19 protein-coding genes are annotated in these 24,155 nt (G+C 48.7%); 4 read left to right on the top strand and 15 right to left on the bottom strand.

The window, feature by feature from the left end:
• Window positions 1-20 precede the first annotated feature (20 nt).
• The gene (locus tag ACFQ88_RS05040) at window positions 21-323 is read left to right on the top strand and encodes an RNA polymerase alpha subunit C-terminal domain-containing protein (RefSeq protein ID WP_379452577.1); all 303 of its coding nucleotides are present in this window, start codon (window positions 21-23) and stop codon (window positions 321-323) included.
• Here ACFQ88_RS05040 and ACFQ88_RS05035 read toward each other — a convergent pair.
• Complete coding sequence (locus tag ACFQ88_RS05035) at window positions 297-1,313, bottom strand: DMT family transporter (RefSeq protein WP_379452575.1); 1,017 nt, start codon at window positions 1,311-1,313, stop codon at window positions 297-299. The genes ACFQ88_RS05040 and ACFQ88_RS05035 overlap by 27 nt on opposite strands.
• 128 nt (window positions 1,314-1,441) lie before the next feature.
• Here ACFQ88_RS05035 and pdxR point away from each other — a divergent pair, with 128 nt between their 5' ends.
• A complete protein-coding gene (gene pdxR / locus ACFQ88_RS05030; protein ID WP_379452573.1) occupies window positions 1,442-2,839 on the top strand; it encodes a MocR-like pyridoxine biosynthesis transcription factor PdxR in 1,398 nt (465 codons plus the stop codon).
• Window positions 2,840-3,033: 194 nt separating this feature from the next.
• Here the strand turns inward: pdxR and ACFQ88_RS05025 are convergent, their stop codons facing one another.
• Window positions 3,034-4,725 carry a M3 family oligoendopeptidase gene (locus ACFQ88_RS05025; RefSeq protein WP_239624104.1) on the bottom strand — a complete coding sequence of 564 codons (1,692 nt, stop codon included), beginning with the start codon at window positions 4,723-4,725 and terminating at the stop codon, window positions 3,034-3,036.
• Window positions 4,726-4,987: 262 nt separating this feature from the next.
• Here ACFQ88_RS05025 and ACFQ88_RS05020 point away from each other — a divergent pair, with 262 nt between their 5' ends.
• Window positions 4,988-6,058, top strand: a complete 1,071-nt coding sequence (locus ACFQ88_RS05020; RefSeq protein WP_379452570.1) for an SDR family oxidoreductase — start codon at window positions 4,988-4,990, stop codon at window positions 6,056-6,058.
• 71 nt (window positions 6,059-6,129) lie between these two features.
• Here ACFQ88_RS05020 and ACFQ88_RS05015 read toward each other — a convergent pair whose 3' ends face one another.
• From ACFQ88_RS05015 to ACFQ88_RS04965, 11 genes are all read right to left on the bottom strand, one after another.
• Window positions 6,130-6,504 (bottom strand): winged helix-turn-helix transcriptional regulator, encoded by a 375-nt coding sequence (locus ACFQ88_RS05015; RefSeq protein WP_379452568.1) that lies wholly within the window; start codon window positions 6,502-6,504, stop codon window positions 6,130-6,132.
• 1,160 nt (window positions 6,505-7,664) lie between these two features.
• Entirely contained in the window at window positions 7,665-8,120 is a 456-nt protein-coding gene (locus tag ACFQ88_RS05010) for a VOC family protein (protein WP_379452566.1), read from the bottom strand.
• 96 nt (window positions 8,121-8,216) lie between these two features.
• A complete protein-coding gene (gene lplA / locus ACFQ88_RS05005; protein WP_379452564.1) occupies window positions 8,217-9,233 on the bottom strand; it encodes a lipoate--protein ligase in 1,017 nt (338 codons plus the stop codon).
• A 95-nt stretch (window positions 9,234-9,328) separates the two neighbouring features.
• Window positions 9,329-10,252, bottom strand: coding sequence for a tyrosine-type recombinase/integrase (locus ACFQ88_RS05000; RefSeq protein ID WP_379452562.1), 924 nt, complete (start codon window positions 10,250-10,252; stop codon window positions 9,329-9,331).
• A 194-nt stretch (window positions 10,253-10,446) separates the two neighbouring features.
• Window positions 10,447-11,703 (bottom strand): MFS transporter, encoded by a 1,257-nt coding sequence (locus tag ACFQ88_RS04995; RefSeq protein ID WP_379452560.1) that lies wholly within the window; start codon window positions 11,701-11,703, stop codon window positions 10,447-10,449.
• Between the two features lie 256 nt (window positions 11,704-11,959).
• The gene (locus tag ACFQ88_RS04990) at window positions 11,960-12,538 is read right to left on the bottom strand and encodes an AAA family ATPase (protein ID WP_239624089.1); all 579 of its coding nucleotides are present in this window, start codon (window positions 12,536-12,538) and stop codon (window positions 11,960-11,962) included.
• A 473-nt stretch (window positions 12,539-13,011) separates the two neighbouring features.
• A complete protein-coding gene (locus ACFQ88_RS04985) occupies window positions 13,012-13,803 on the bottom strand; it encodes a response regulator (RefSeq protein ID WP_379452557.1) in 792 nt (263 codons plus the stop codon).
• Window positions 13,804-13,992: 189 nt separating this feature from the next.
• Window positions 13,993-15,798 carry a sensor histidine kinase gene (locus ACFQ88_RS04980; protein WP_379452555.1) on the bottom strand — a complete coding sequence of 602 codons (1,806 nt, stop codon included), beginning with the start codon at window positions 15,796-15,798 and terminating at the stop codon, window positions 13,993-13,995.
• A 135-nt stretch (window positions 15,799-15,933) separates the two neighbouring features.
• Window positions 15,934-16,824, bottom strand: a complete 891-nt coding sequence (locus ACFQ88_RS04975; protein ID WP_379452553.1) for a carbohydrate ABC transporter permease — start codon at window positions 16,822-16,824, stop codon at window positions 15,934-15,936.
• Window positions 16,825-16,865: 41 nt separating this feature from the next.
• On the bottom strand, window positions 16,866-17,732 hold the full coding sequence (locus ACFQ88_RS04970) for a carbohydrate ABC transporter permease (protein ID WP_379452551.1): 867 nt from the start codon (window positions 17,730-17,732) through the stop codon (window positions 16,866-16,868).
• A gap of 131 nt (window positions 17,733-17,863) precedes the next feature.
• Window positions 17,864-19,195 (bottom strand): ABC transporter substrate-binding protein, encoded by a 1,332-nt coding sequence (locus ACFQ88_RS04965; RefSeq protein ID WP_379452549.1) that lies wholly within the window; start codon window positions 19,193-19,195, stop codon window positions 17,864-17,866.
• Window positions 19,196-19,508: 313 nt separating this feature from the next.
• Here ACFQ88_RS04965 and ACFQ88_RS04960 point away from each other — a divergent pair, with 313 nt between their 5' ends.
• Window positions 19,509-20,342 carry an alpha/beta fold hydrolase gene (locus ACFQ88_RS04960; RefSeq protein WP_379452547.1) on the top strand — a complete coding sequence of 278 codons (834 nt, stop codon included), beginning with the start codon at window positions 19,509-19,511 and terminating at the stop codon, window positions 20,340-20,342.
• A 154-nt stretch (window positions 20,343-20,496) separates the two neighbouring features.
• Here ACFQ88_RS04960 and ACFQ88_RS04955 read toward each other — a convergent pair whose 3' ends face one another.
• Both ACFQ88_RS04955 and ACFQ88_RS04950 read right to left on the bottom strand, forming a co-directional pair.
• Window positions 20,497-21,984 carry a DHA2 family efflux MFS transporter permease subunit gene (locus ACFQ88_RS04955; RefSeq protein WP_379452545.1) on the bottom strand — a complete coding sequence of 496 codons (1,488 nt, stop codon included), beginning with the start codon at window positions 21,982-21,984 and terminating at the stop codon, window positions 20,497-20,499.
• 532 nt (window positions 21,985-22,516) lie between these two features.
• Window positions 22,517-23,896, bottom strand: coding sequence for an amidase (locus ACFQ88_RS04950; protein WP_379452543.1), 1,380 nt, complete (start codon window positions 23,894-23,896; stop codon window positions 22,517-22,519).
• Window positions 23,897-24,155 lie beyond the last annotated feature (259 nt).

Genomic DNA, 24,155 nt, shown 5'->3' with positions numbered 1-24,155 from the left:
TTTTACAAAGGAGTATGAATATGGCATCTTCGAGCAAAACGTTAAGAACTTGCAGCAACGGCCACCAATACTACAAAAGCAGCGATTGCCCTACCTGCCCGATCTGTGAGAACGAACGTAAGCCAGACGACGGGTTTATGTCCTTGCTTAGCGCACCGGCAAGACGCGCATTGAAGCATCATGGAATAACTTCCTTGCACGAGCTTTCTCAATATACCGAGAAGGAGATCTTGGCATTTCACGGCATGGGACCGAAATCAATGCCCATCCTAAGAAATGCTTTGCAAGAAAAGGGCTTATCCTTCAAAAACCTTTCCATTTGAATCGGAAGCATGCGCAGTCAATCTATTTGATCGCTTTGAACTAGCGCCGTTTTGTTCAGAAGGCTTGTGCTCCTGGTTGTCGCTTCCCCCAATCAGAATCATTCCGATAATAACCATCATACCGCCCGCCCACTGCGGCCATCCGGCATGCTCGCCCAATACGAGAACAGACAGCAGCATGGAAGTAAACGGCATCATGCCCGATAACGCAGCGGCGGTCGAGGCGTGGCATCGTTTGATGCCTGCATACCAGCAAATGAATGCCAAGGACGTCACAACCGGTCCGTACCAGACCAGTGCCAGCCACGCCTCCACTCCAATCGTGGAAAGCGATGAAATCGGATCCTCTAGAATCGCAGGAACTAGACAGAGCAACAATGAAATAACCGACACAATCGCGGTTTGCGCCATCGGATGAAGATGCTCCCTTTGTGTTCTCTCCGTTGTAACTGCAGCGGCACGAGACAAAATATTGAAGATGGATTCGCTTATCGCTGCACACAGCACAAGGACATTGCCTGCCAAATGCATTATGGACAGCTTCGCACCTGGCGACAGCAGCTCTTGGATTAGCAAGATCCCTCCGACAGTACTAAGGATCCCTGCCAGCTTGGTCCGGTGGATCGATTCCTTCAAAACGACCCTTGCCAACATAACGGTTACGGCAGGGGTTGCTCCGGTAATGATTCCCGCTTCCCCGGCACTTGTATGCTGCAGACCGAACAGCAAAAACATGCGAAACAAAAAGACACCGAATAATGCTTGAAGACCTAAAAGAGTCCAGTCTCGTAAAGTCATAAGACGTATGGCCGATAGGATCCCCCTCCATGCCACCGGCAGCAAGCAAAGGATGCCTAGGAGCAAACTGACCCCAGTAATTGTGAATGGCCCCATCTGCCCGTTCAAAAGCCTTCCAGCTATGACGGAGGTTCCTGCGAACGAAAAAGCGCAAATCAGATAAAATATCCCTTTCAAGCGTTCCAAATCCATACCACTCCTCCGTTTATTTCTCCCCTGTCGAAGCGCAATCAGAAATTTATGTTACAATCATAGGGAAATAACTGGTATGGGAAAAGAACCAGTTCGACACGGATTCATGCAATCCAGTTGGAGGTCTTATGAGGGGAATTCAATTACATCGAGAAAGTGAAATATCCTTAAAGCGTCAAATCTATCAAGCGTTAAGAGATCAAATCTTGAACGGGAGATTAGAAGCGGGAGAAGCTTTACCTTCCACAAGGGAGCTGGCGGGTGAGCTGAACGTGTCGCGCAATACCGTGAATGAAGCCTACGAGATGCTGATTGTCGAGGGCTTCGTGTTAAGCCGTCAAGGAGCGCCGACGCGGGTTGCGGAAGGCTTATGCCTGGAATCAAAGCAAGATGACCCATCCTCGGAGCGGGAAAAGCCAATACGCTCATACGCAGCGGACTTCAGGACGGGACAACCCGACCTGCGGCAATTTCCCCGATATCTTTGGCAGCAAATCATGCAAAAGACATGCCAAGACATGGAGCCTGCTTTGCTAGGCTATACCGGACCTCAAGGACTGGCAAGGCTGCGTGAAGAGATCGCCGCATGGCTGTTTCGCTCCAAGGGGCTTGCCGTAGATCCGCAGAGTATCTTCATAACCGCCGGTGCCACTCATGCCCTTCATTTGATCGCCGATTTGCTGTACCGGGAAGGGCGGGACATTCTGATTGAAGATCCTTGCAACATCGGCATGCTGCAAACGTTTGTGAACAAAGGTTACCCCCTTTCCCCTATTCCCGTGGATGCTTACGGCCTCAAAACAGATGATTTATCCGGAACCAATCCCTGTGCGGTCTATGTCACACCGTCTCATCAATTTCCTCTCGGAGGAATATTGCCGGCAAGCCGTCGTGCTGCCTTAATTCGGTTTGCACGTGAAACCGGCTGTTACATTGTGGAGGATGATTATGACAGTGAGTTTCGGTATTATGGCGATCCCGTTGCACCGCTCTATGCGATGGATCCCGACAGAGTCATCTATGTCGGTACCTTCAGCAAAGTGCTGTTTCCGGCGCTTCGGATCGGCTATGTGATCCTTCCACCCACACTGCACCCAAGATGGCGATATCTTCGGACCCACACGGATGTTCAGAATCCTCCATTCGAGCAAATGGCATTGGCGGAATTGCTGCATACAAGGAAGTTTGACAGGCACATCGGAAAAATGAGAAAGCTGTACGGCGAGCGCCGGCAAACGCTGCTATCCACCTTGACGGAATGCTTCGGGGATTCATGGCTTTCCTGGGGAGATGCAGCCGGTCTGCATCTGGCGGTAGAGTTCCCGGGCATCTATTTTGACGAAGCGATCTCCGCTCACCTCCTGCATAATGGAATCCGTGTCACTCCAGTAGAGCATCACAGTATCCGAAAAGGCGCGCATGTCAACAAGCTGCTATTTGGGTACGGGCATATGGAGCCGGATGAGATCCGTGCAGGCATCGTTTTGCTGCGCGGAGTTTTGAACCATGTCCTCTCAAGCAGTTAGTCTTAATATTAAGATTACTTCTTCCCATGAAGATATTTAATGTTATTAATTATTAACATAATTTATTACTTTGGGGAGTCATTTTGGGTCAATGGAAACTTACTATTATGCTGATATCAAGTCAAAGGATCCGTACAACATCAAAAAAAGGACTTCATCGACTATTCGCTCGAATGAAGTCCTCTTTATTCTGATTACAAATTTTTATCGTCGATCTGGTTCAACCAGCCTCGAATATCCCCAATGATGGAAGAAACGCACCCTTCCTCAAAGGGAGAGCGCAAGCCGGCGAGCCCTACAAGCTCAGTGAAGGATTGACTTCCGCCCGCCCGGCACAGCTTCAAGTAGCTCGACCATGCAGAGGTTCGGTCGTCGTTCGCAAACTTCCAATATTGCAGGGCGCAGATTTGAGCCAGCGTGTAATCGATATAATAGAACGGGCTCTTAAATATATGCTGCTGCTGATGCCAGAAGCCCCCTCTGTCGAGAAACGGCATATCGTCATAGTTGCGAGACGGGATATATTTGCGCTCGATCTCGCGCCAAACCTGCTTCCGTTGTGCAGGCGTCATATCCGGCTCCTCATAAACCCGGTGCTGGAACTCGTCAACCGCGACACCATATGGAATGAAGGTAATCGCTCCGCTAAGATGAGAGAACTTATATTTATCCGTATCCTGCTCGAAGAAGGAGTCAATCCACGGCCAAGCAAAAAATTCCATGCTCATCGAGTGAATCTCACAAGCGTCAAGCGTAGGATGAATATATTCCGGTACGGCAAAACCGCGGCTCATATACGCCTGGAATGCGTGCCCCGCTTCATGCGTGAGAACATCGACATCGTGCGACGTACCGTTGAAGTTGGAGAAGATGAAGGGAGCCTTGTACGCTGAAATATAGGAGCAGTATCCGCCGACCCGCTTGCCCGGCTTGCTCTCCAAATCCATCAGGCCGTTATCCAGCATGAACCGGAAAAATTCATCCGTCTCCGGCGACATGTCCGCGTACATCGCTCTCGCCTTCTCCACGATCCAATGAGGGTCCCCTTTGGGCGTCGGATTGCCGGTTAAGTAAGAAAGACCGTCATAGTACCGCAGCGAGTCGAGTCCAAGACGGACGCGACGCCGTTCGCTAAGCTCGGAGGCTACCGGAACGATGTGCTCGATCACCTGCTTTCTGAATTCGGCGACCTGTTCTGGACCGTAATCCGTCCGATCCATCCGGTCGTACGCGAGCTGCGTGAAGCTGCGGTAGCCCAGCTTGCGGGCGATGCGCGTCCTCAAATGCACGAGATGGTCGTAAATCTCATCGATCGCCTGTTCATTCGCTTCGTAGAACGAATATCGCGCATCGGTCGCTTTTTTGCGAATCTCTCTATCTGTCGATTGCATGTAAGGAGCGAGCTGGGATAACGTTCGCTCTTGACCGTCGAACTCGATTTTGGCCGAAGCTACGAGCTTTATGTATTCGCTGGTTTTTTTGTTCTCCTCTTTGAGGTCTTCGACAATGTCTGGTGAAAAGGTTTTGACGGAAAGCTCGGCCGTCTCGAACAATTGCCGCCCCCACTTCGCTTCCAGCTCCGCACGGAACGGAGAGCCGGCCAGCGCCTTATAGTAGTCTGTAATCAGCCCCTGATACACCGGCGACTGCTCGTCTATGTAGTCTTGCTCCGCTTTATACCCGGCGTCTGCGGTATTGATGGAATAACGAATTCTTGCGATGGCAAACATGGACGATACTCTCGTACGTGCGGCGTTAATCGCTTCCATCGCAGTGTCCTGCTCCTCCAATGTGGAGGCGGCGTTGAATCGCTCAAGCAATGACGTAAATTCGCTGCGGAATTGCTCCATATTCGGGCGTTCGTAGACATAATCTTGAAACTTCATCAGCGACCTTCTCTCTATTAGGTTATTTTACAACTTCAGGTAAAGCCATGGTCCTTTTCTTAGTATATCAGGAAGTAAGGATAAGAAGTCCATATATCTCTGCGTAGATGGGTTAAACTGAATAAATATTCCCTATTATTTTTCTTTTCACATTCTTTCATTACCTCCAGGTTCCTATATGACTTCAAAGTGCGTACTGTTCAACCCTAGCTTCATGCTGCACAATGAAGTAGAAATCACACAGGAAATGGAGAGGATTCGGATGGAAACAAGAGATAATGCATTGAATAAAACCGCACTGGTAGTTGGCGCTAATGGAGTCATTGGAAGGAATTTGATTGAGTATTTGGAGCAGCTTCCCGATTGGAATATTATCGGAGTTTCCCGCCGGGGTGGAAAGTCCACCGCACGAGTTCGGTATGTAGCAGTAGACTTGCTGGATGAACAGGATTCACAGGAGAAGCTGAGCAGCTTAACGGAAGTCACCCATATTTTCTATGCAGCCTATCAGGATCGTCCGACCTGGGCGGAGCTGGTTGCACCGAATCTGGCCATGCTCGTCAATGTAGTTAATGCGATCGAGCCTTCGGCTCCCGGACTGCAGCATATCAGCCTGATGCAAGGCTATAAAGTATATGGCGCACATCTTGGCCCTTTCAAAACGCCGGCAAAGGAAACCGACGCATACCATATGCCGCCGGAGTTCAACGTCGATCAGCAGCAGTTTCTCGAACGCAGGCAAATCGGCAGCCGCTGGACATGGTCGGCGATCCGTCCTTCGGTTGTATGCGGATTCGCGCTGGGCAATCCGATGAATTTGGCAATGGTTATTGCCATGTATGCTTCCATCTCCAAGGAGCTCGGGTTGCCGCTCCGTTATCCCGGGAAGCCTGGCGCGTATAACAGCCTGCTGGAGATGACCGATGCCGGCTTGCTGGCCAAAGCTACAGTATGGGCTGCGACGGATGAGCGGTGCGCGAATCAGGCATTCAATATTACCAATGGCGATCTATTCCGCTGGAACGAGATGTGGCCCAAAATTGCCGCTTATTTCGGATTGGAGACCGCTCCCCCGCTGCAAATGTCATTGGATGTAGTCATGGCCGATAAAGAAGAGCTATGGAATCGGATGGTAGAAAAATACGGCTTGGAGAACAACAGCTACAAGGACGTATCCTCTTGGAAATTCGGGGACTTTGTATTCTCCTGGGATTACGATTTCTTTGCCGACGGCACCAAAGCTCGCCGCTTCGGTTTTCACGAATTTATGGACACAGAGCAGATGTTCCTGGACATCTTCGAGGATTTGCGCCAACGTAAGGTCATTCCGTGAGTCGCAGGATGAGTTGGGGCAACGTAAACACCGGTCATCGTTGGGTCGAGACCGGTGTTTGTCCTCCTATGTTAGCCCTGTTCCGCAACGGTTGACCCAGAGAGTATTTTGGCTCTGTCACCGAATACGCGTTCGGCATGCGTATCTCCCCATCGGCACATCAGATGAAGGAGCGCCCTCAGGCTCGCACCGTATTCCGTTAGCTCGTATTCTACTTTGGGAGGAACCTGATTGTACGAAATTCGATTGACAATTCCATCCTCTTCCAGCTCTCGAAGCTGCTGTGTCAGCACTTTCTGCGTCACATCGGGCATCAGCTGCATGAGCTCGCCGTTCCGCTTTTTGCCGAAAGTCAGATGGAACAATATCACCGGCTTCCACTTGCCTCCGATGACCTCGAGGGTCACTTCGACCGCTGTGTTGTAGATTTTTAATGGTTCGGACATTCCCGTTAGCACCGCCTTCCTTGCCTATTACGATACCAGCCTGGTGCCCGCGAGCGCAAGCTTATTAGTTGGAGGCAAACCCAACCTCACATTTCTAAGCTTGTCTTACATTTTTTAGCCTGCGGGAAGATGATGGAGAAACCCCTCGAAAATGAGACTGCTGTAGGACCTGTTAAGATATCATTTTGATTCCGCGTAAATCAGTTAACATATTATTTGTTATGTAAACTAAACTGTCCATCTTAAGTGATTGATTGACTTTTTCGATTACAATTGCTCAAGTATGAGAAATATTAAGCATTTCGAGTAACATCACCAGCTTGCTGTAAAACAATGCGCGAATATCCTACAGCAGTTACTTACATGTCAGTGAGGTCATCAGGATAATCGGATCGGACCATGGTTCCGCTATTTCCAAAAAAATGCGCATATTGCGGTCATGATCGGACCGTAGTTCCGTTATTTAACTGAATTGTAGGCATTTTAATGGTAAAAATGCCCAATAACGGATCGTGTGTCCGATAAGACGCAAGAAAAACCTAAAATGAACGAAATAACGGATCTCCTGTCCGTATGAGTCAGCTAATGATCGTACTTACCCGCTAGATTTAAAAAATATTGGTTTCCCCACCTAACACTTGGGCCACATTAGTCGAAAAGTCACAAGTAGACATATTATTTATTATGTAAACAAATTTGTTCTCACTTTCAAAATCATGTTAATACTTAGGTCGCCATCCGGCACAAACTCCCAGCAGAATCTTCATAATTCCCTGACTATTGGAAACAGATTACTATTTATATCCCCCAGTCCTGTTTTACTTTTAAAAGAGTTTAGTACAACCAATCTCCAACTTTATAACGCATTCCTATCGCTTACTACAATCCGGTAAGTATTTATTATCAAATTACAAATATACATAACATATATTATGTAAACTTTATTTCTCTACTATAACATTTCCAACTCTTACGATTCACAATCGCACGTTTCGACACCGCAAAGCGGTCGGTCGCTCCCCTCCAACATCTCATCAATCCAACTGGACTCCTGCAGTTTGTTTACTCACGAACCCATAGCATCCCTTTGCATCAAAAATCAAAAAAGCCTGATTTCTCAGGCTTTTACACTTATTTAATGACGTTAATCATCAATACCATTAACCATGATAAGCTTGCTTTAGTTTCTCAATATCGAGCTTACCCATCTGAAGCATCGCCTGCATTGCTCTCCCCGATTTGACAGGATCCGGTCCATACAGCAGCTCCCCCAAGATGGAAGGGATAACCTGCCAGGAAACTCCGAATTTGTCCTTGACCCAGCCGCACCTCTCCTGTTCTCCGCCGGCGGATAGCTTTTCCCAAAGATCGTCCACTTCTTCCTGCGTCTCACAGTCTACGAAGAAGGAAATAGCCGGTGAGAACGTGAAATGAGGTCCTCCGTTCAGCGCCATAAATTGCTGGCCGTTCAGTTGAAACGTTCCGGTAATTACTGCGCCGTCACCTCCCGCCCGATGGATACTTACGATTGAGGAGTTTTTGAAAATGGACGTATAGAAGTTCATCGCTTCTTCAGCATTGCCGTCGAACCATAAAAACGGAGTGATTTTTTGCATCGTTATGCTCCTTTTTTAATAAATTGCAGCAAGCAGTTACCCGTTACAACAACTTTAGCATATAGCAAACACCATGGTTTCTTATAGATTGCTGCATTAGTCCCTTGCCGGAATTTCACGAAGCAATAACAATGCCAGCAGCTCTTCCGCGGTAATCGCACCGAAATATCGGCTCAAGTCCACCTGGGAGAGCGCATGCCGCAAAGCTTCCTCCTCATAACGCACTCCAAGGAGCCTCTCTTCGAGCTCGGAAACGTCATAAGCGCCGAAATAGTCGCCGAACAAACGAATTTGACGAATAGCTCCCTCTTCAACCTGCAAACGAACGTCGATGATGCCCGATGGGAACTTGAATGCATTTTCGATATTGCTTTTGGGGGACTGCCCGTAGTTCCATTCCCAGCTGCGATAGCGCTCATCGGCCAGACGATGGACATGAGCCCACTCTTCATCCGTCATCGGGTATACGGGAACCTCCTCGGGATCGCATTGGAACACCTCGGCAAGAATGACGTTGCGGAACTGTTCGATCGTCATAGGCTCGGCCAAAAACTCTGAAATGTTAGCGACACGCGAACGTACCGACTTCGTTGATTTCGATTGGATCTTCATCGGTCTTACATTCAGCGCCGATGCGACTTGTCCAAGCTCGGAATGGAACAGCAGCGTACCGTGCGTGTACATGCGCCCTTTGGAGAAAAACTGGGCGTTGCCCGATATTTTGCGTTCGCCGACTTGAATATCATTGCGTCCTGTAAGCTCAGCCTCTACCCCGATTTTGCGAAGGGCATCAATGACCGGCTTCGTAAACTTCCCGAAGTTATGGAACGATTGTCCGTCGTCCTTGGTCAGAATGCTGTAATTCAAATTGCCAAAATCATGATAAACGGCACCTCCGCCCGACAAACGGCGTACAATTTGAATATCGTGCTCCTTCACGTAATCAACATTAATCTCTTCTATTGTATTCTGATTTTTGCCAATGATAATGGATGGCTTATTAATATAAAACAGCAAGCAGCTCTCATCCAGCAGCACGTTGCGTAGCACATACTCCTCCAGCGCAAGATTGACAGCCGGATCCGTGATCCCCTTATTATCGATAAACAGCATTGTTCCTCTTCCTCCTATCAGATCATCTCTCTATATGGATATGTATATTATTATAACTTATCGGTGACGAGAACCATAACCAGATCACAATGACTCTATGAAGATACAAGATCCGGAAGCTGGATCGTTGTCATCGCATTCTTTTTCTGTTCATTGTTTACGTGAGTGTAGATCATCGTCGTTTCAATGGATGCGTGGCCGAGCAGCTCTTTTACAACTCGAATATCCACCTGATTGTTAAGCAGCATCGTTGCGAACGAGTGTCTCAGCTTATGGCACGTCAGCTTCAAATCGTTCAGATGAGGGTTATCCGCCTTCAGCCGCGCGAACGTTTGCGACGCTATTTTTTGAATTTGGCGGATAGACAGCCTTCTCCCCTTTTGGGATACGAAGAAAGCCTCCTCCTTGGTCCGACTCGGAGTCATTCTATCTTTTTCGACAGCCGTCAAATATTGAATCAATGTCGGAGGAAGCGGGATTTCATTCCATTTACGGCCTTTGCCGAAAACCTCTATCGTTCCCTTCGTTTTGTTAAAATGGGACACATTCATGCGATAAATTTCTCCGACCCGTAATCCGCAGTAAGACATTAATAGAAATATCGCTATATTCCGTTCGCGGTAACGCCCGTCGATATAATCGACCGTCTTTTTCAAATCATCCTCTTCCAAATACACCGGTTGTTTATTTTTTTCGGTCTTGGATTTCTTAATTTCTTTGGCGGGATTCCGCACGGCCAGCTCAAAGTCGATAAGCGCGGTATAAAAAGAACGGATCGCGGACAAAGTCCGGTTCCGGGTTTTATCTCCTGCTCCCTCTTGCTTCGATACGAGAAAGGCAACAATATTCATTTTGCCGGCCTCTTGGACGGGCAGTTCATTCAAAGATTCCAGGTAAGCCATCACTTCTCTTAAATATTCCTTTTTGGTTGCATCCGTATAGCCGGCTTGCTTCATCCACACGACAAAAGCTTGGATGGGTTCGGCATACACTTGCTCCAGGTCAAAATTACGCGGCATGAGGTACCTCTTTCTCGTAAATCATCTCTGATGATGGGTAATTGCTATGCAAAACAATCGCTTTAAAAAGAAAGTGCGCAAAATATGGATTTGGCGTACTTATTTTACCATGGAAATGACCATTAATGAAGCCGTTGTTTGTGGCGGCAGCAACGAAAAACCGCCGGCCCTTACGGGACCAGCGGCAGTAATTTTTATCGACCGTCCTTCATGCGGCGGTACACTAACAAGATGGGAGCAAAAAGCAGCGCTGAAGCAACTAGCGACGCTCGTACGGTAAACCGGGTTCCAATCCACCCGATGAACGGGCCACCCCCCGTCTGCCCAAGCGCATCCGTTTGGCTCATCATCGACAGCACTGTCGCCCGGGACTTGCTCTCAATATTCAGATTGAGCCATGTTTCGTACATCGGACCCATCATCGTGCGAATGAGCTCGAAGAATAAAACGGACATCAGCGCCCACTCAAAGCCGGGCGAAAATGCCAAAGCTACAATAGCTACGATCCGAGCAGCCGTCAACAGGAACATCGTACGAAAAACAAGCTTCTGGTTGCTCATATCGATTCGCCGTTCCACAATCCACATGACCAACAAACTGAGCAGAGTTGATAGAACCGCAATTATACCTAACCATACAGCGGTTGGGAATGAGTAGCTGGCGGGAAAACCTATTTCATGAATGAGATGCGCTTGCCATAACCGGTCATACCCTTCGGATGCGGCTCCACTGAATAGTGTAACGATAAGAAACATAATCAGCGCAGGATGGCTGCGGATCACTTGTGCTCCGGACAACCAGGTAGCCTTCATTTCCTTCCAATGGGACGAAAGTCCGCCTCCCTCTTTACGATCAGGCTTTACGAAGGCTGTCTCCTTCATATAGACGAGCAAGAACAGGCCTAGGGCCAAATACAGTATGCCTCCGATTATATAAGGCAAGTTAGCACCCCAAAATGCCGAAATACCCACACTCAGCACAATACCGATTAGACTGCCGAACAGACCGGCACGTCTGGCCCTCATGAAGATGCGACCCGCACTGTCCTCTCCGACTTCGTCTACCATCCATGCGGAATCCGCTCCGCTTATGAACGTAGCGCCTACGCCAAAGAATACTTGAGACAGCAGAAGCCACATAAATGCCGAGATCATGGGACTAGCTTGACCTAACCATAAGGCGCTTCCTTCCAATACAAAACCGAAGCCGAGCACAAACATCCCTGTGATGACAGACCGTCTGCGGCCGTACGTGTCGGCAACCACTCCGGTAATTCCTTCAAACAGCAGTACCGTTACTTCCAATACCATCCCTACCAGCAGCAGCTGGAGCGGATTTAGTCCTAGCTCTATTACTTGATAAATGGCGTAAGTCGTAAACATCGTAGCATTTGCTAACGACGTCATAAAGCTCATCAGCATATAAACCTGTGATGCGTGAAAATCCTTCAATGTCGTGTCCGCCTCTCTCACTCTTGTACGGCAGATAAGGACACGTCACGACAGTCCGATAATATGAATCATCATTCCTAAGCTCGTTTGTCCTCTACCGATCAGATCGTTCCTTCTTATTCCTAGTCATTGTTTGTAATGCAGCAGCACTGAATCGTCTCATATTCGAACACCTCCGGGTATAGTTGAAAATATTATACCTTACCGACAAGCAGCATTAACAGGTAAAGCTTAATTTTACTCAACCTATCCTGTCTCATCCTTCTATTCTGTCAGCCAGTTGAAATCGATCCTTTATCCTTTGTGCGACTTCTTCAGGGCTAAGCTTCGAATTATTAATCCTTATATAATGTTCCTTGGTGATTTCTCCTGCATTAGAATTTAATCGATGCTTGTTCATCGAGGCTATGAGCTCCTGCTCGGACCAATTGGTATCTCTTTTTGTAGGCTTATGCAGCAGCCGGTGCGGGCTTTTATTCCGCTCGATTCGTTCTGCTACATCCGCTTCCAGCTCTACGAAACAAACCTCTCCTCCTCTGGATTCGAATAGTTGGCTGATCTCCTCGATATACGCCCAGTCATGTGGCGAATTCAATGCCCACACGTAAGTAAAAATCAGACCGGCCAGATCACTCTTGGCTACCGCTTCGAATATTTCCTGCCGGAACATTCGCACCAACCGCTTGCCTTCTGCAGAGCCATAGCTGAAAAAAGGAGAAACCAATTCGATCGTCATATGATTATGAAACAGCTTCAAATCCGTTATTTTCTCAAGCTCTTGTCCAACGGTCATTTTTCCGACGGCTTGCGGGCCGAAGATGATGATCAGCTTCATAAACATACCCCTCCCTTTCTAATCTTAACCGGATGTCCATACACTGAAATGATTCTAGTTATGTTCGACAATCACCAAATAATTCCTCCTATCCAAAAATATACAATATTTCGTAAATTCATCACAAAAAAACGACCCTAACTAGGTCGCCAATCAATTTAATATAACTAATAATTAATATAGTTAATTATAATGCCTCTCCCCTATTACCTCCCCCCCCCAATAGCCGCATAGTATGCAGCACTCTCAAGCTGTTGAGGAACCTATTTTTTCGAAATCTTTGTAATAGGTAGGTGGGGTATACCTTGGAGGAGTTTACGTCCGCCTTTGAAATCTGTGAAAATACCGCTAATTCTAATCAGATTCACAGGTTTCAACAGCGGCTGGAGAGGCATACCCCACCGGAGTATTCAAGCAAATTTCGATTTTCTTTGATTTCCCTGCTTAGCCCTCATACTATGCGGCTAACCCTCTCACTTTTGATACTGACCCCGATACGTGTTAGGAGTCAAACCGGTAAACCGTTTGAATATTTTTATAAAATAGTTATCGTTCTCGTATCCGACCTTCATCCCGATCTCCGAGACGGAAAGGTTCGTTTGCTCCAGACGCTGCCTGGCTTCCTCAATTCGAAGCTGATGCAAATACTGAATGATATTCGTTCCCGTCTTTTTCTTGAACAAAGTGCTAATGTACTTCGAATCCATCGATACTTGTTCGGCTAACGTCTTCAGGGAAATCATTTGATGATAATGATCTTTCATATATCGGATCAGCTTGTCGACTTCCTTATGCCCGGTTTCTTCCGGCAGCAGCGCCGACGCTTCCATCTTCTCCAGTGTACCTGCAGGCTGCCGGGCCACCGCCTCATCTCCAGGCTTGTGACGTTTCCGCAAGTCGGCGTCTACTTTTATCAAAGCCTCTACAAGAGATTGCACATTCATCGACAGCTTGAGGATATAATTGGAGGCGCCATACTCCATGGCTTGCCGTACATACTCAAAATCGCTAAGGCAGGACAGCATAATAAAACGGCTCCCGATCTCTGCCTCCCTGACACGCTTCAATACTTCTACGCCGTTCATCTTCGGCATCAGAATATCGCAAATCACAAGATCGGGACGATGCTGTTCAATCCAGTGCAGCGCCTCCTCGCCGTTCCCCGCTTCCCCAATTACATCGAACCCAAGACTGTGCCAATCGACGATCCGCCGGACCGATTCACGAACGAACACCTCATCCTCCACCAGCAACACGGTCCACACATTTCCCGCCTCCTAAACAACGTCTTGATACCAATATTCCCGCACACCGATTTCAGGCATTCCCCCCGATTTCTTACATCGTAGCATGAAAATATACAGCTCGAACATATCCATTTTCCTGCTAACAATAGAACAAAATACAGAATCTCCGCAGTCGGTGCCGGAAGAATAGAACATTTTCTCGCAGGCTCACGGTGAATCTCCAAGATGGTGCAGCTCTGCATTCAGACCCGACTGTTCATGGTAAGGCTTCGACAGCAGCAGAGGCAGCTCGAACCGTACGAGCGTCCCTTGCTCCAGTGACACGATCTCCATCCCGGAGCGGCCCTTGAACAACAGCTCGAGACGTTCTCTCAAGTTGCTGATCCCAATCCCCGGTCTTGTCCTTCCCGGTTGACTTGTGTCCTTCATTCCCGCTCCATTATCCTCCACCTCCAGGTTCAGCTTGCCGTTCCGCGTATAGGCCCTAACAGTGATAAGACCGTTACCTGCAAGCTCCATCAAACCGTGCTGGATGCTGTTTTCGACCAAAGGCTGCAAGCTCAGCTTGGGAATCAACGCATATTCCAGCCCTGGCTCCGCTTCATAACGAACCGCGAACAATTGCTTATACCGGAAGCTCTGGATCTGCACATAAGACTCCACAAGGTGCAGCTCATCGCGTACGTGGATCAACTCCAGCTCGGAATTCAGACCAGCCTCGAGCAGCTTGCCCAAACTTACGCAAATTTCCGCGATATCCGGCTGCTTCTCGACAAGGGCCAGCCATTTGATCGTGTTCAGCGTATTTAGAAGAAAATGCGGATTCGTTTGCGAGAGGAGCACTTGAAACCGGACCGCTTCCTTCTTCCGCTCCTCCTCCTTAAGACGCTGTACCAGTTCTCCCATATCCGCCATCATTTGATTAAAAGCACGGGTCAGCTGAAGCACCTCTCCCTGCCGGTTGCCCTCGGGCAGCTGAACGCGAAACCGTTTGTTGACGGCATCGGCCATCCTCCGCTGCAAATGGTGCAGCGGTTTCGTTATCGTCGAAGAAATAAGCAGCGTGATAGTAATAAAAGCTAACGTCAAGGATACCGACACGATGAAAAACGATCTCTTCAATCGATCGATTTCCGCATAAATAATGTCTAGCGGGACTTGCTTGACGAGATGTTTATCCAACCGCGGCAGCTTGGAATAAATATTCAAGTAATTCCCCGACACATAGTAGCCTTTATCCCCAAGCACCGGCAAATCGGCAAGCTTCTCCGTCCCCTCGGTTCGGCCTGTTTTGTTATCGGCGAGAATGATCCCCTGCTGATCCAGCAGCAAGTAGGTTTCCTCGGAAAATTGGGTGGCGAGACGAAACCATTCGTTCACATCGACACTGACCCGGATAGCGGCGTAGGTGGTATTGTTCTGGTTTTTGAGCGCCGTTGCGTAGGTCAATAGCTGTGGGCTGCGCGAGACATCGCGGCTCGTGTAGTTCGTCTCCCAGCTCCAAGAGAATACGTTAGGCCGCTCAAGAGCTTTGGCATACCAGTCTTCCTGAGTCATTCGTGAATAGGACAAGCTCTCGAGAGGCTGGTAGGAAGCGTATACATTTCCTGAGAAGTCGGCAATCGTGTAATAGACCGGCGACAGGCTGATGAACAGGCTGTTCATAATCGACTTGAACTTCGTGTCAATGAGACGCACCCGCTGCAGGCTGTCGAATGCGTCGGGATTTTGCAGCACGGCCGCTGTCGAGGTATCCTGCTCCATCAAGATGACCGTTTTGTATACGACATTCAGAAAGTCCTCCAACGACTTGTTCATCGTGAGCATTTGATCGAGATTCTGGTCGGCCGTCTGCTTGCGCAGCACTCCTTCTACCCGGTTGAAATTGTACAAATTCAAGCAAGCATGAGGAAGCAAAATGAGCAGAACAAACGCCATAAACAATCGGTTTTTCAGTGTTTTGGGCAGCCACTGGGACGGCTTTAGCTTCTGGATGATAGCGGATTTCCGCATTGCGTACAATCTTCCCCTCTCCACTGTGCATGGATCCGACTTCGCTTACTCTTTCAGCTTAATACACAACCAGGTCGGACGTCCACGTAAAAAAACAAGCCTTCATTACCGAAGGCTGTGCTCATGAGTTCGTATTTATCCTTTGACTGCGGTACTGGATAATCCTTGAATGATAAAGCGTTGGCCGATCAAGAAAACGATCAGCATCGGCAAAATTCCGGCGGATGCAGCAGCCATCATTCCGTTGTAATCGACGTTGAATTCCAGAATGAAATTTTGCAACCCGAGAGGAACGGTATACAACTCCCGGTTGATTAGAAAAACAAGCGCATTCTCAAAGTCATTCCAATGCCACGAGAAATCAATGATGGCAAGCGTAGCCAATGCCGGCTTCGCAAGCGGCAGCATAATTTGTGTGAAAATGCGCAGGTGACCGGCTCCATCGATAAAAGCGGATTCGGAAATCTCCTTCGGAATGGTGATGAAAAATTGTCTCATCATAAATACGCCGAAGATCGTAATCATACCTGGAAGAATAAGTGCCCAATGCGTGTTAAAGATGCCCATCCATTTGAATATAATGAACTTGGGAACGAACAATACTTGCGGCGGGACCATCATCATAGCGATGTAGATTAGGAATAGCGTATCTCTTCCCTTGAATTCGACTTTCGTAAAGCCGTAGGCCGCCAGAGCGGACAAGAACGTTGCGCCCGCCATGCTTAGCAGTGAGACTTTGAGAGAATTAAGATAATACGGCACGAAGCTGCTCGCTCCGGTCCATATTTTCACATGATGCTCCCATACCGGATGCGCAGGAATCCATTGAATTGGATATTCGAATACTTCACCCGGCGTTTTGAACGAGGTGGAGATCATCCATACGAACGGCAGCACCATAGCTACCGCGAAGAAGAGCATGATTAACGTGACCGCGCCTTTTTGCAGCCGTGATCTCGTCTCCTTCTTCAAGGCTGCGGCTGTAGGCTGTCGTTCCGGGGCGGCAAAACCGGTTTTGCTCAACATGATGCATCACCTCCCTGTTTTTCCACTTCCATAGTGTGCAATTAGTAATGTACCCATTTCTTTTGTCCGATCCATTGAATGGCCGTAATGACCAGAATGACTGCGAATAACGCCCAGGACACCGTAGAAGCATAGCCCATCTCGTAATACCGGAATGCGGTCTTGTACACATATAAGGACATGATGAGCGAGCTGTTGCCGGGCCCTCCCTGCGTCAATGCCTCGATGATTCCGAACGTCTTGATCGTCATAATGAGTCCGGTTACGATCAGCATGAACGTAGTGGGGCTCACTAGCGGCAGCATAATGCGGAACACAGTCTGTCTGACGGAAGCGCCGTCCATCTTGGCGGCCTCGAGCAGCTCCGGGGAAATTTCTTGCAGCGCGGCCAAATAAATGATCATATTATAGCCCAGCATGAACCAGATCCATATGATATCGATCGCGGCCATTACTGAATCGGGTGAAGTCAGCCAGCCTGGCTGAGCTATGTCCAGACTGGCCAGCATGCCGTTAATCGGGCCCTGCTTGGGCTGAAACAGCAGCATCCATACGAAGGCGACAGCAACGCCGCTCGTAATATAGGGCATGAAGTACAGGGCACGCAGCAGCGTCTTCAAATATACCGACCGGTTCAAAATGACCGCTACGACGAATGCCAATGCTACCGATACAGGGACGCTGGCAAGAAACAACGCCGTATTTTTCAACGAAATATAAAACAGCTCGTCATGGAACAACCGTAGGATGTTATCCCATCCTACGAAATGAAACGTTGGACTCGTGAACTTCCAATCCGTGAACATCAGCACCGCTGAAAACAAGGCAGGGATGATGAAGAACAGGAGCACGCCGATCAAATTCGGCATGATGAAAGCATAGCCGATCCACTGCTGCCTTCTGCGCATAACGTATCGCTCCCATCATTCGGTTCGCAGGGGAAGCGGGAGCCGCACCGGCGATCAAAGACAACTGGAACTGAAGCCAGCTTCCCGTCCTTCCGCCAAGCATTAGCTTCCGTACTCCCCTGCGGCCGGAATTATTTTTTGTTCTGCTTCAAGTAATCATTATGACGTTTGGCTATCGCGTCGAGAGTCGCTTTCAGATCCTTCTTGCCGGTGAAGAAGCTCTCATATTCTTCCTGGCGCAGATCGAGCACCTGCTTCGGCAGCGAACGCGTATAAGTCGGTATATTCTGGAACAGGACTTTTTTGAGAGATTCCTGGTCGTATGTCGCGGCATTGTCGCCCAGCAGCAATTTTATCGTTTCATCTGCATTCACCGCTTTGGAAGCAGGGAACCTTCCGCCCGGTACCATCGGGAGCATGCCTCCGTCCGCATACCATTTCAGGAATTTCCAGGCCGCCTCCCTATTCTTGGACTTGGCATTAATAGATATGGCGTCGCCGGTACCGCCCCGCGTAACGAAATCCTCCGCCTTCTCGGCTAACCGGGGTACGGGAGCAAAGGCGATTTTGAACGATCTCGGATTATCCTTCATATTGTTCGAGCTGCGGAATATCCACGTACCGGCGTTCAGCATCGCCGCTTCTCCTTTTAGAAATACCGTATCGACAGGCATTTTCGAAGTTACCTGCTCGGCATAAGGAACGGTCGTCCTGCCATCCTGCATCATCGATTTCAACGTTTCGAGCCACTGGCCGTACAGGGCGTGATCCATGTTGGAGCTGCCGTCCGGCTTCGTATAACCGTACTTGACCGAGATCGAGTCCAACGGATCGGGGAAAGGCTCCAAATGCTGGACCAATCCATACCGTTTATCGCTTTTCAGCTTCTCCGCATAGGTCTTCATCTCTTGCCATGTCCAAGACTCCGGTATTTTTAGCCCCGCCTGATCGAGCATTTCTTTGTTGAACCAGACGAAAAACTGGCTTTTACTTGTAGGCATAGCGTAATACTTGGAATTGATTTTCCACTCTCCTGCTCCATTGATCTTCTCATCGATGTTATAATCCGTGAAGGTTCCGAGATCTAATGTAAAGCCGGCGTCGATACGCCGTTGAAGCTGCGTCTGGGAATAATTGACGAACAAGTCAACGCCCTGGTCCGTAGCCAATGCCGTGTCGAGCTTCATATTGCCCGCGTCGTCGTTGACGAAGCGCTCGTATTTAACCTGAATATCCGGGTTCTTGGCATTCCACGCGTCAACGACCGCTTGAGGACCCGATTCTGCAGGTACGCCGCCCCACATCGTCAGCACGATTTTTTCCCCCGGCTTGTTCGAATTCGCCCCGGTACTGCCTGCCGGGCTTGTCGTTCCTTCCGCCGGCGCTGTGCCTGTTGAGCACCCCGATGCCGCCGTACATACCGCAATGACCGTCAATAACGCCATCGTCTGTTTCTTTATCATGGATAACCCCTCCAATGACTGTGTCGATTGTTTCTCGCTTCATCAATATAACATCCGGGCTCCCAGCCGGTAATGAACGTTTTCTAGAGATGCATGGAACAAAGTCGTGAGCTTTATAGGAGGCAATAGAACGATTTCGCGTTGCAGCCGGCACGATATCCGGAGATGTGATTTCCTCCATTGTACACTCTAGGCTAGAACCTATAGCAATCCTTGGGCATACAGTACATTATCAGAATTCAGCATCGAAAGGAACGAAAATATGCATAATCAAACCCCTTATAGGTTTTATTATCCAGTTCGATCTTATCCCGTGGATACACGTTGGCTGAAAGGATACCCCTCTTCTTTCCCCTATTGGACATCACCTCAAGAGGAGCAGCGTGATGAGGCGGCGTCAAGAGAGCAGCAGCAGCCGTTAACGTTTGTCCTGATACACGGGTCGTGGGCCGACTCGAGCTTTTGGAACCCCATTGCCGCCGAACTCAAGAAAAAAGGACATACGGTCTATGCTCCCGAATATCCGGGACACGGTGCGGACACCAATAAAGCGGTCACGCATGCCATGATGACGAAGGCTATCGTAGACTATATTACATCGAGAAATTTACGTAATATCGTACTGGTAGGCCACAGCTTCGGCGGGAGCCTGGTTCAGAAAGTCGCGGAGCAAATCCCGGATCGCATCAAGCGGCTCGTATTTTGGAACGCCTTTGTGCTTCAGGACGGAGCATCGGTGTCCGATCAATTCCCGCCATCGGCGCTTCAAGGCTTCGAACAGCTAAGAAAAATGTCGAGTGACGATACCATTATGCTGCCCTTTCCGCTCTTTCGTGAAACATTTGCCAATTTGGCGCCGCTCAGCTTCGTCCAGCAGATGTATAATAAAATCACACCGGAACCGGCCAAGCCGCTCTTTGAAAAGCTGGATTTAAAAAAGTTCTACAGTCTTACGGTACCGAGAAGTTATGTGTATTTAACGGAGGACACTGCTGTCCCTCAAGCTGAAGGCTATGGCTGGCATCCCCATATGTCCAGTCGGCTTGGAATATTCCGCCTTATCAAAGGGCGGGGAGATCACTTCTCCACATCGCAAACCGATCCGAAGCAGATCGCGCAAAAGCTGTACGAAGCCGGCAGAGATTGACACATAACATCAAGAAGCGAAGCTGGACCTGGCCGGTCCGACTTCGCTTGTTTCATTGTAGTTCTATTCAACTATACTACGGCACGAACGGGCTTATGGATTACGTAGGACTTAGCGTCTCTCCACCCACGATCGCATGCTTCTCTATATCGAATTAATGCACCGAAGCCCGCTGCCCTTCCATGTCGCCTTCCTGCGGTACCGAGCGCTTCAGGAAGAATGAAGTGATCCACGCCAGAGCAACGAGTCCGAACGCCAGCAGGAAGGCGCTCTTCATCCCGGCGATCAAAGCAAGAATCTTCAGCTGTGACGGATCCATTGTGCTCGAGGCTTGTGCCGCATATTGCTCGGAGCTGTTCGTCATAATCGTCACCAACAAGGCGGTTCCTACGGCTCCGGCTACCTGCTGAAGCGTGCTGATTACAGCTGTTCCGTGCGGATATAACGGAGGCGGCAGCTCGTTCAGCGCGTTGGTCATGACCGGCATCATGAGCATCGAAATGCCTAGCATCAATAACGTGTTCAATACAACAATCGTGCTGTACGAGGTGGAAGCCGTAATAAAGGCAAATTGCCAGAGCGTGTTGCCAATCAGTGTCAAGCCGACAATCGCCAGCCATTTGGCGCCGAATTTATCGAAGAGCCGACCTGTAATCGGCGACATGATTCCCATCACAACGCCTCCCGGCAGCATAAGCAAGCCTGCTTGAAGAGGTGTGTAACCCAATGCATTTTGCAGGAATATAGGCAGCAGCATCATGGCCGAGAACATCGCCATCATGACAATCATCATAATCATGGTCGACATTCTGAATATGTTGTACTTAAATGTCCTCAAATCGAGGAGCGGCTGTGAAATCGTCAGCTGTCTCCATGTGAACAAGGCTAGAGCTACGACACCGATGACGATAGGGATCAGCACTTTGCCGCTCGTCCATCCTCCATGGCCTTCGCCTGCACTGCTGAAGCCGTACACAATACCCCCGAATCCAAGGGTTGAGAGCGCCAAAGATAGCACATCCACTTTCGGTTTTGTCGTCTCCGTCACATTTTTCAGCTTCATGAAAGCAATGACGACGACAAGAAGCGTGATCGGAAGAACGCTGTAGAACAGGACACGCCAGCTGAAATGCTCGACGATAATTCCGGACAAGGTAGGTCCTATGGCGGGAGCAAAGGTAATGACGATACCGATCGTCCCCATGGCCGAGCCTCTCTTTTCAATGGCTACTATCGCAAACACGACGTTAGTCAGTAAAGGAAACAGAATTCCGGTTCCTGCAGCCTGAAGCACTCTGCCTAACAGCAAAGCGGCGAATCCCGGCGCAATAGCGGCAATAAATGTGCCGACCGTAAATAATCCCATCGCGGATAGAAACAAAGCTCGTGTTGTGAAACGTTGAATTAAAAACGCAGTGACGGGAATCAATACACCGATAACAAGCAAATAGCCGGTTGTCAGCCACTGCGCGGTGCTTGGGGCGATCCCGATGTCCGCCATAATTTTGGATAGAGCTACGTTCAGAAGCGTTTCATTCAGAATGGCTACGAATACGCCGAGTATCATGATCATCACGACCAGAAAGTTGCTCCTGCTCCCGAAGGTCCCTCCATTTTCGTTGGAACGGATTGGATTGTCCATGGTTCTCTCCTCTCGATTTCTCCTATCTGTACATAAGACTCTTTATTTCTTCTTCCCCCTTCAGATCTGTTCCTATTCTAGCATGCCCCTCATACCGCGGTTTCTTATCGATTGCTATTGTTGCCGCTGGTCTCCCTAATCCTAATCTGATTCACGGTCAATAAAAAAATCTCCGCAAGCTGCGGAGATTGCCTAGATGCGCGTTACGGTTGGAGCAGCGCTTTATTACTATTTTTTTCCCCTCCCTGAGAGCTATATTGACGTCTTTATTGCCGGCCAAATACCCGTCAAAGCTTTTATACAATAAGGGCTTCGCTTTGGCATGATTCGGTGAAATGTTGGGAGCAGAGCCGGCTTGCTTGTGTTTGTCATCAACCATATCAAGCGATTTTTGCAAGTACAGATGCTCCAAATACTCCTCGGGTAAACGCATACAACCATGATTGTCCAATGATCTTGGAGCTGAAACTTGATCACCTCCCGCCCTTTAATACCTATATGTGATATGTTCGGTCTATAATAGAAACGCCGGTTAATAACCGGCGCAGATTTCATCCCTTTTCTTGTAAAAATCACTCAGCTGGCTCTGTTCATAAGCGTAGCCTGTACGGATGAGCAAATCCTCTCTTCCGTGACCTGCTGCCAGCTGCAGGCCTACAGGCAAGCCCTCGCTTGTAATTCCGCACGGAATGGATAAGGCCGGAACTCCTGCCAGATTGAAAATGCCGGTATAGCGGGTCATGGCGTTAAAGATCGATTCGGTGTACGATCCGAACTGTACCTCCTCCACGCCGATCTTTCTTGCTGCTATCGGGATCGTGGGAGTAGCCAACACATCGATTCTTTCACGGAAGAGGCGGGCGAACTTTTGCACATATTGTTCTTTCTTCTTCAAAGCTTCGATGTACTGGAGAGCCGAAATATGTTGGGACATTTCCAGAAAAGCCTTTACGTCCGCTCCATACTGATCCAGACAGCATTCCATTCGAGCTCTATGCTCATACACGGCTTCTGCGCCTGCGATCGTAAAAGTAACATCTTGATTGCCGTCGATGAAGGATACACCTGTGTCGATCAAAACAGCTCCCAGATTTTCCAATGCATACAATGCATGCAGGTAGAGATTATATGTTTCCGTCTCAATGTGCTCGTTAAAATAAGTCGTCGGAACGCCGATCCGCAATCCGCGGATATCTTCTTTCAAGAAAGGCTTGTACGGTGTGCTCGTCATGGCTTCCATCATAATCGCCATATCCGACATATTCGCGGTTAATGGCCCTGCATGATCGAGCGTCCACGAAATATAGGTTACTCCGGCGGTGGACACTTTGCCATAGGTCGGCTTCAATCCGATCACTCCGCAGGACGCTGCAGGAATCCGAACCGAGCCTCCCGTATCGGTTCCTATAGAGGCAACACTTAAGTCGGCGGCTACCGCTGCGGCCGATCCACCGCTGGACCCCCCAGGTGAATACTCCGGGTTCCAAGGGTTATGAACGGGACCGTAATGCGGGTTGTTGGATGTGATGCCGATCGCATATTCGTGCATATTATTTTTGCCTAATAGGATAGAGTCTTGACTTAACAGGCTTTGAGTCACGTCCGCATGGGTATCCGGAATGTTATTGTAATCAATTGAGGAACCGTTCGTAGTGCGAATGCCTTTGGTTGCAATGTTGTCTTTGAGGGACAAAGGAATGCCGAACAAGAGACCCGTCTGTTCCCCTGCCTCTTTTTTCGTTTGAACGATTTTGGCCTCACGAACGGCCCTCTCTTTCGTAACGGTGATGAACGAATTCAGATCCGGCTTCTTCTTTTTGATTCGATGCAGGTAGGCTTTCGTTATTTCCAGAGGGGTAAATCGGTTATCCGAGTAACCGTTCTGAAGCTCTCGAATCGATTTCCGTGCCATTGTTCTCTCTCCTTTCGTTTGCATACATGGATGGCGATGTTCCTATGAAACCTATTTGCTATAATTCTATGTATTACTATATTATGCATAAATAGTAGATTCGTATAAGCTATTAACCGATTTGAAAACTAAATTGGACGTATCACATGTTCCATTTACAACCAATTGGATCTGCGATATAATATATGTAAACACGTAATTACGTAATTTAATAATAACTCCGGCGTGTTTCAATCATTATATTAAGGAGTGTGGTTTA

This window comes from Paenibacillus sp. NPDC056579, from assembly GCF_042793215.1.
Taxonomy (GTDB): domain Bacteria; phylum Bacillota; class Bacilli; order Paenibacillales; family NBRC-103111; genus Paenibacillus_S.
Note: the sequence above shows the minus strand (reverse complement) of the source record. Positions and strands in the feature narration are given on the sequence as shown.

Bases quoted from the DNA above. Each gene is read 5' to 3' on its own strand.
- ACFQ88_RS05040 (WP_379452577.1), top strand. From the start codon at position 21: ATGGCATCTTCGAGCAAAACGTTAAGAACTTGCAGCAACGGCCACCAA.
- ACFQ88_RS05035 (WP_379452575.1), bottom strand. From the start codon at position 1,313: ATGGATTTGGAACGCTTGAAAGGGATATTTTATCTGATTTGCGCTTTT.
- pdxR (WP_379452573.1), top strand. From the start codon at position 1,442: ATGAGGGGAATTCAATTACATCGAGAAAGTGAAATATCCTTAAAGCGT.
- ACFQ88_RS05025 (WP_239624104.1), bottom strand. From the start codon at position 4,725: ATGAAGTTTCAAGATTATGTCTACGAACGCCCGAATATGGAGCAATTC.
- ACFQ88_RS05020 (WP_379452570.1), top strand. From the start codon at position 4,988: ATGGAAACAAGAGATAATGCATTGAATAAAACCGCACTGGTAGTTGGC.
- ACFQ88_RS05015 (WP_379452568.1), bottom strand. From the start codon at position 6,504: ATGTCCGAACCATTAAAAATCTACAACACAGCGGTCGAAGTGACCCTC.
- ACFQ88_RS05010 (WP_379452566.1), bottom strand. From the start codon at position 8,120: ATGCAAAAAATCACTCCGTTTTTATGGTTCGACGGCAATGCTGAAGAA.
- lplA (WP_379452564.1), bottom strand. From the start codon at position 9,233: ATGCTGTTTATCGATAATAAGGGGATCACGGATCCGGCTGTCAATCTT.
- ACFQ88_RS05000 (WP_379452562.1), bottom strand. From the start codon at position 10,252: ATGCCGCGTAATTTTGACCTGGAGCAAGTGTATGCCGAACCCATCCAA.
- ACFQ88_RS04990 (WP_239624089.1), bottom strand. From the start codon at position 12,538: ATGAAGCTGATCATCATCTTCGGCCCGCAAGCCGTCGGAAAAATGACC.
- ACFQ88_RS04980 (WP_379452555.1), bottom strand. From the start codon at position 15,798: ATGCGGAAATCCGCTATCATCCAGAAGCTAAAGCCGTCCCAGTGGCTG.
- ACFQ88_RS04975 (WP_379452553.1), bottom strand. From the start codon at position 16,824: ATGTTGAGCAAAACCGGTTTTGCCGCCCCGGAACGACAGCCTACAGCC.
- ACFQ88_RS04970 (WP_379452551.1), bottom strand. From the start codon at position 17,732: ATGCGCAGAAGGCAGCAGTGGATCGGCTATGCTTTCATCATGCCGAAT.
- ACFQ88_RS04965 (WP_379452549.1), bottom strand. From the start codon at position 19,195: ATGATAAAGAAACAGACGATGGCGTTATTGACGGTCATTGCGGTATGT.
- ACFQ88_RS04955 (WP_379452545.1), bottom strand. From the start codon at position 21,984: ATGGACAATCCAATCCGTTCCAACGAAAATGGAGGGACCTTCGGGAGC.
- ACFQ88_RS04950 (WP_379452543.1), bottom strand. From the start codon at position 23,896: ATGGCACGGAAATCGATTCGAGAGCTTCAGAACGGTTACTCGGATAAC.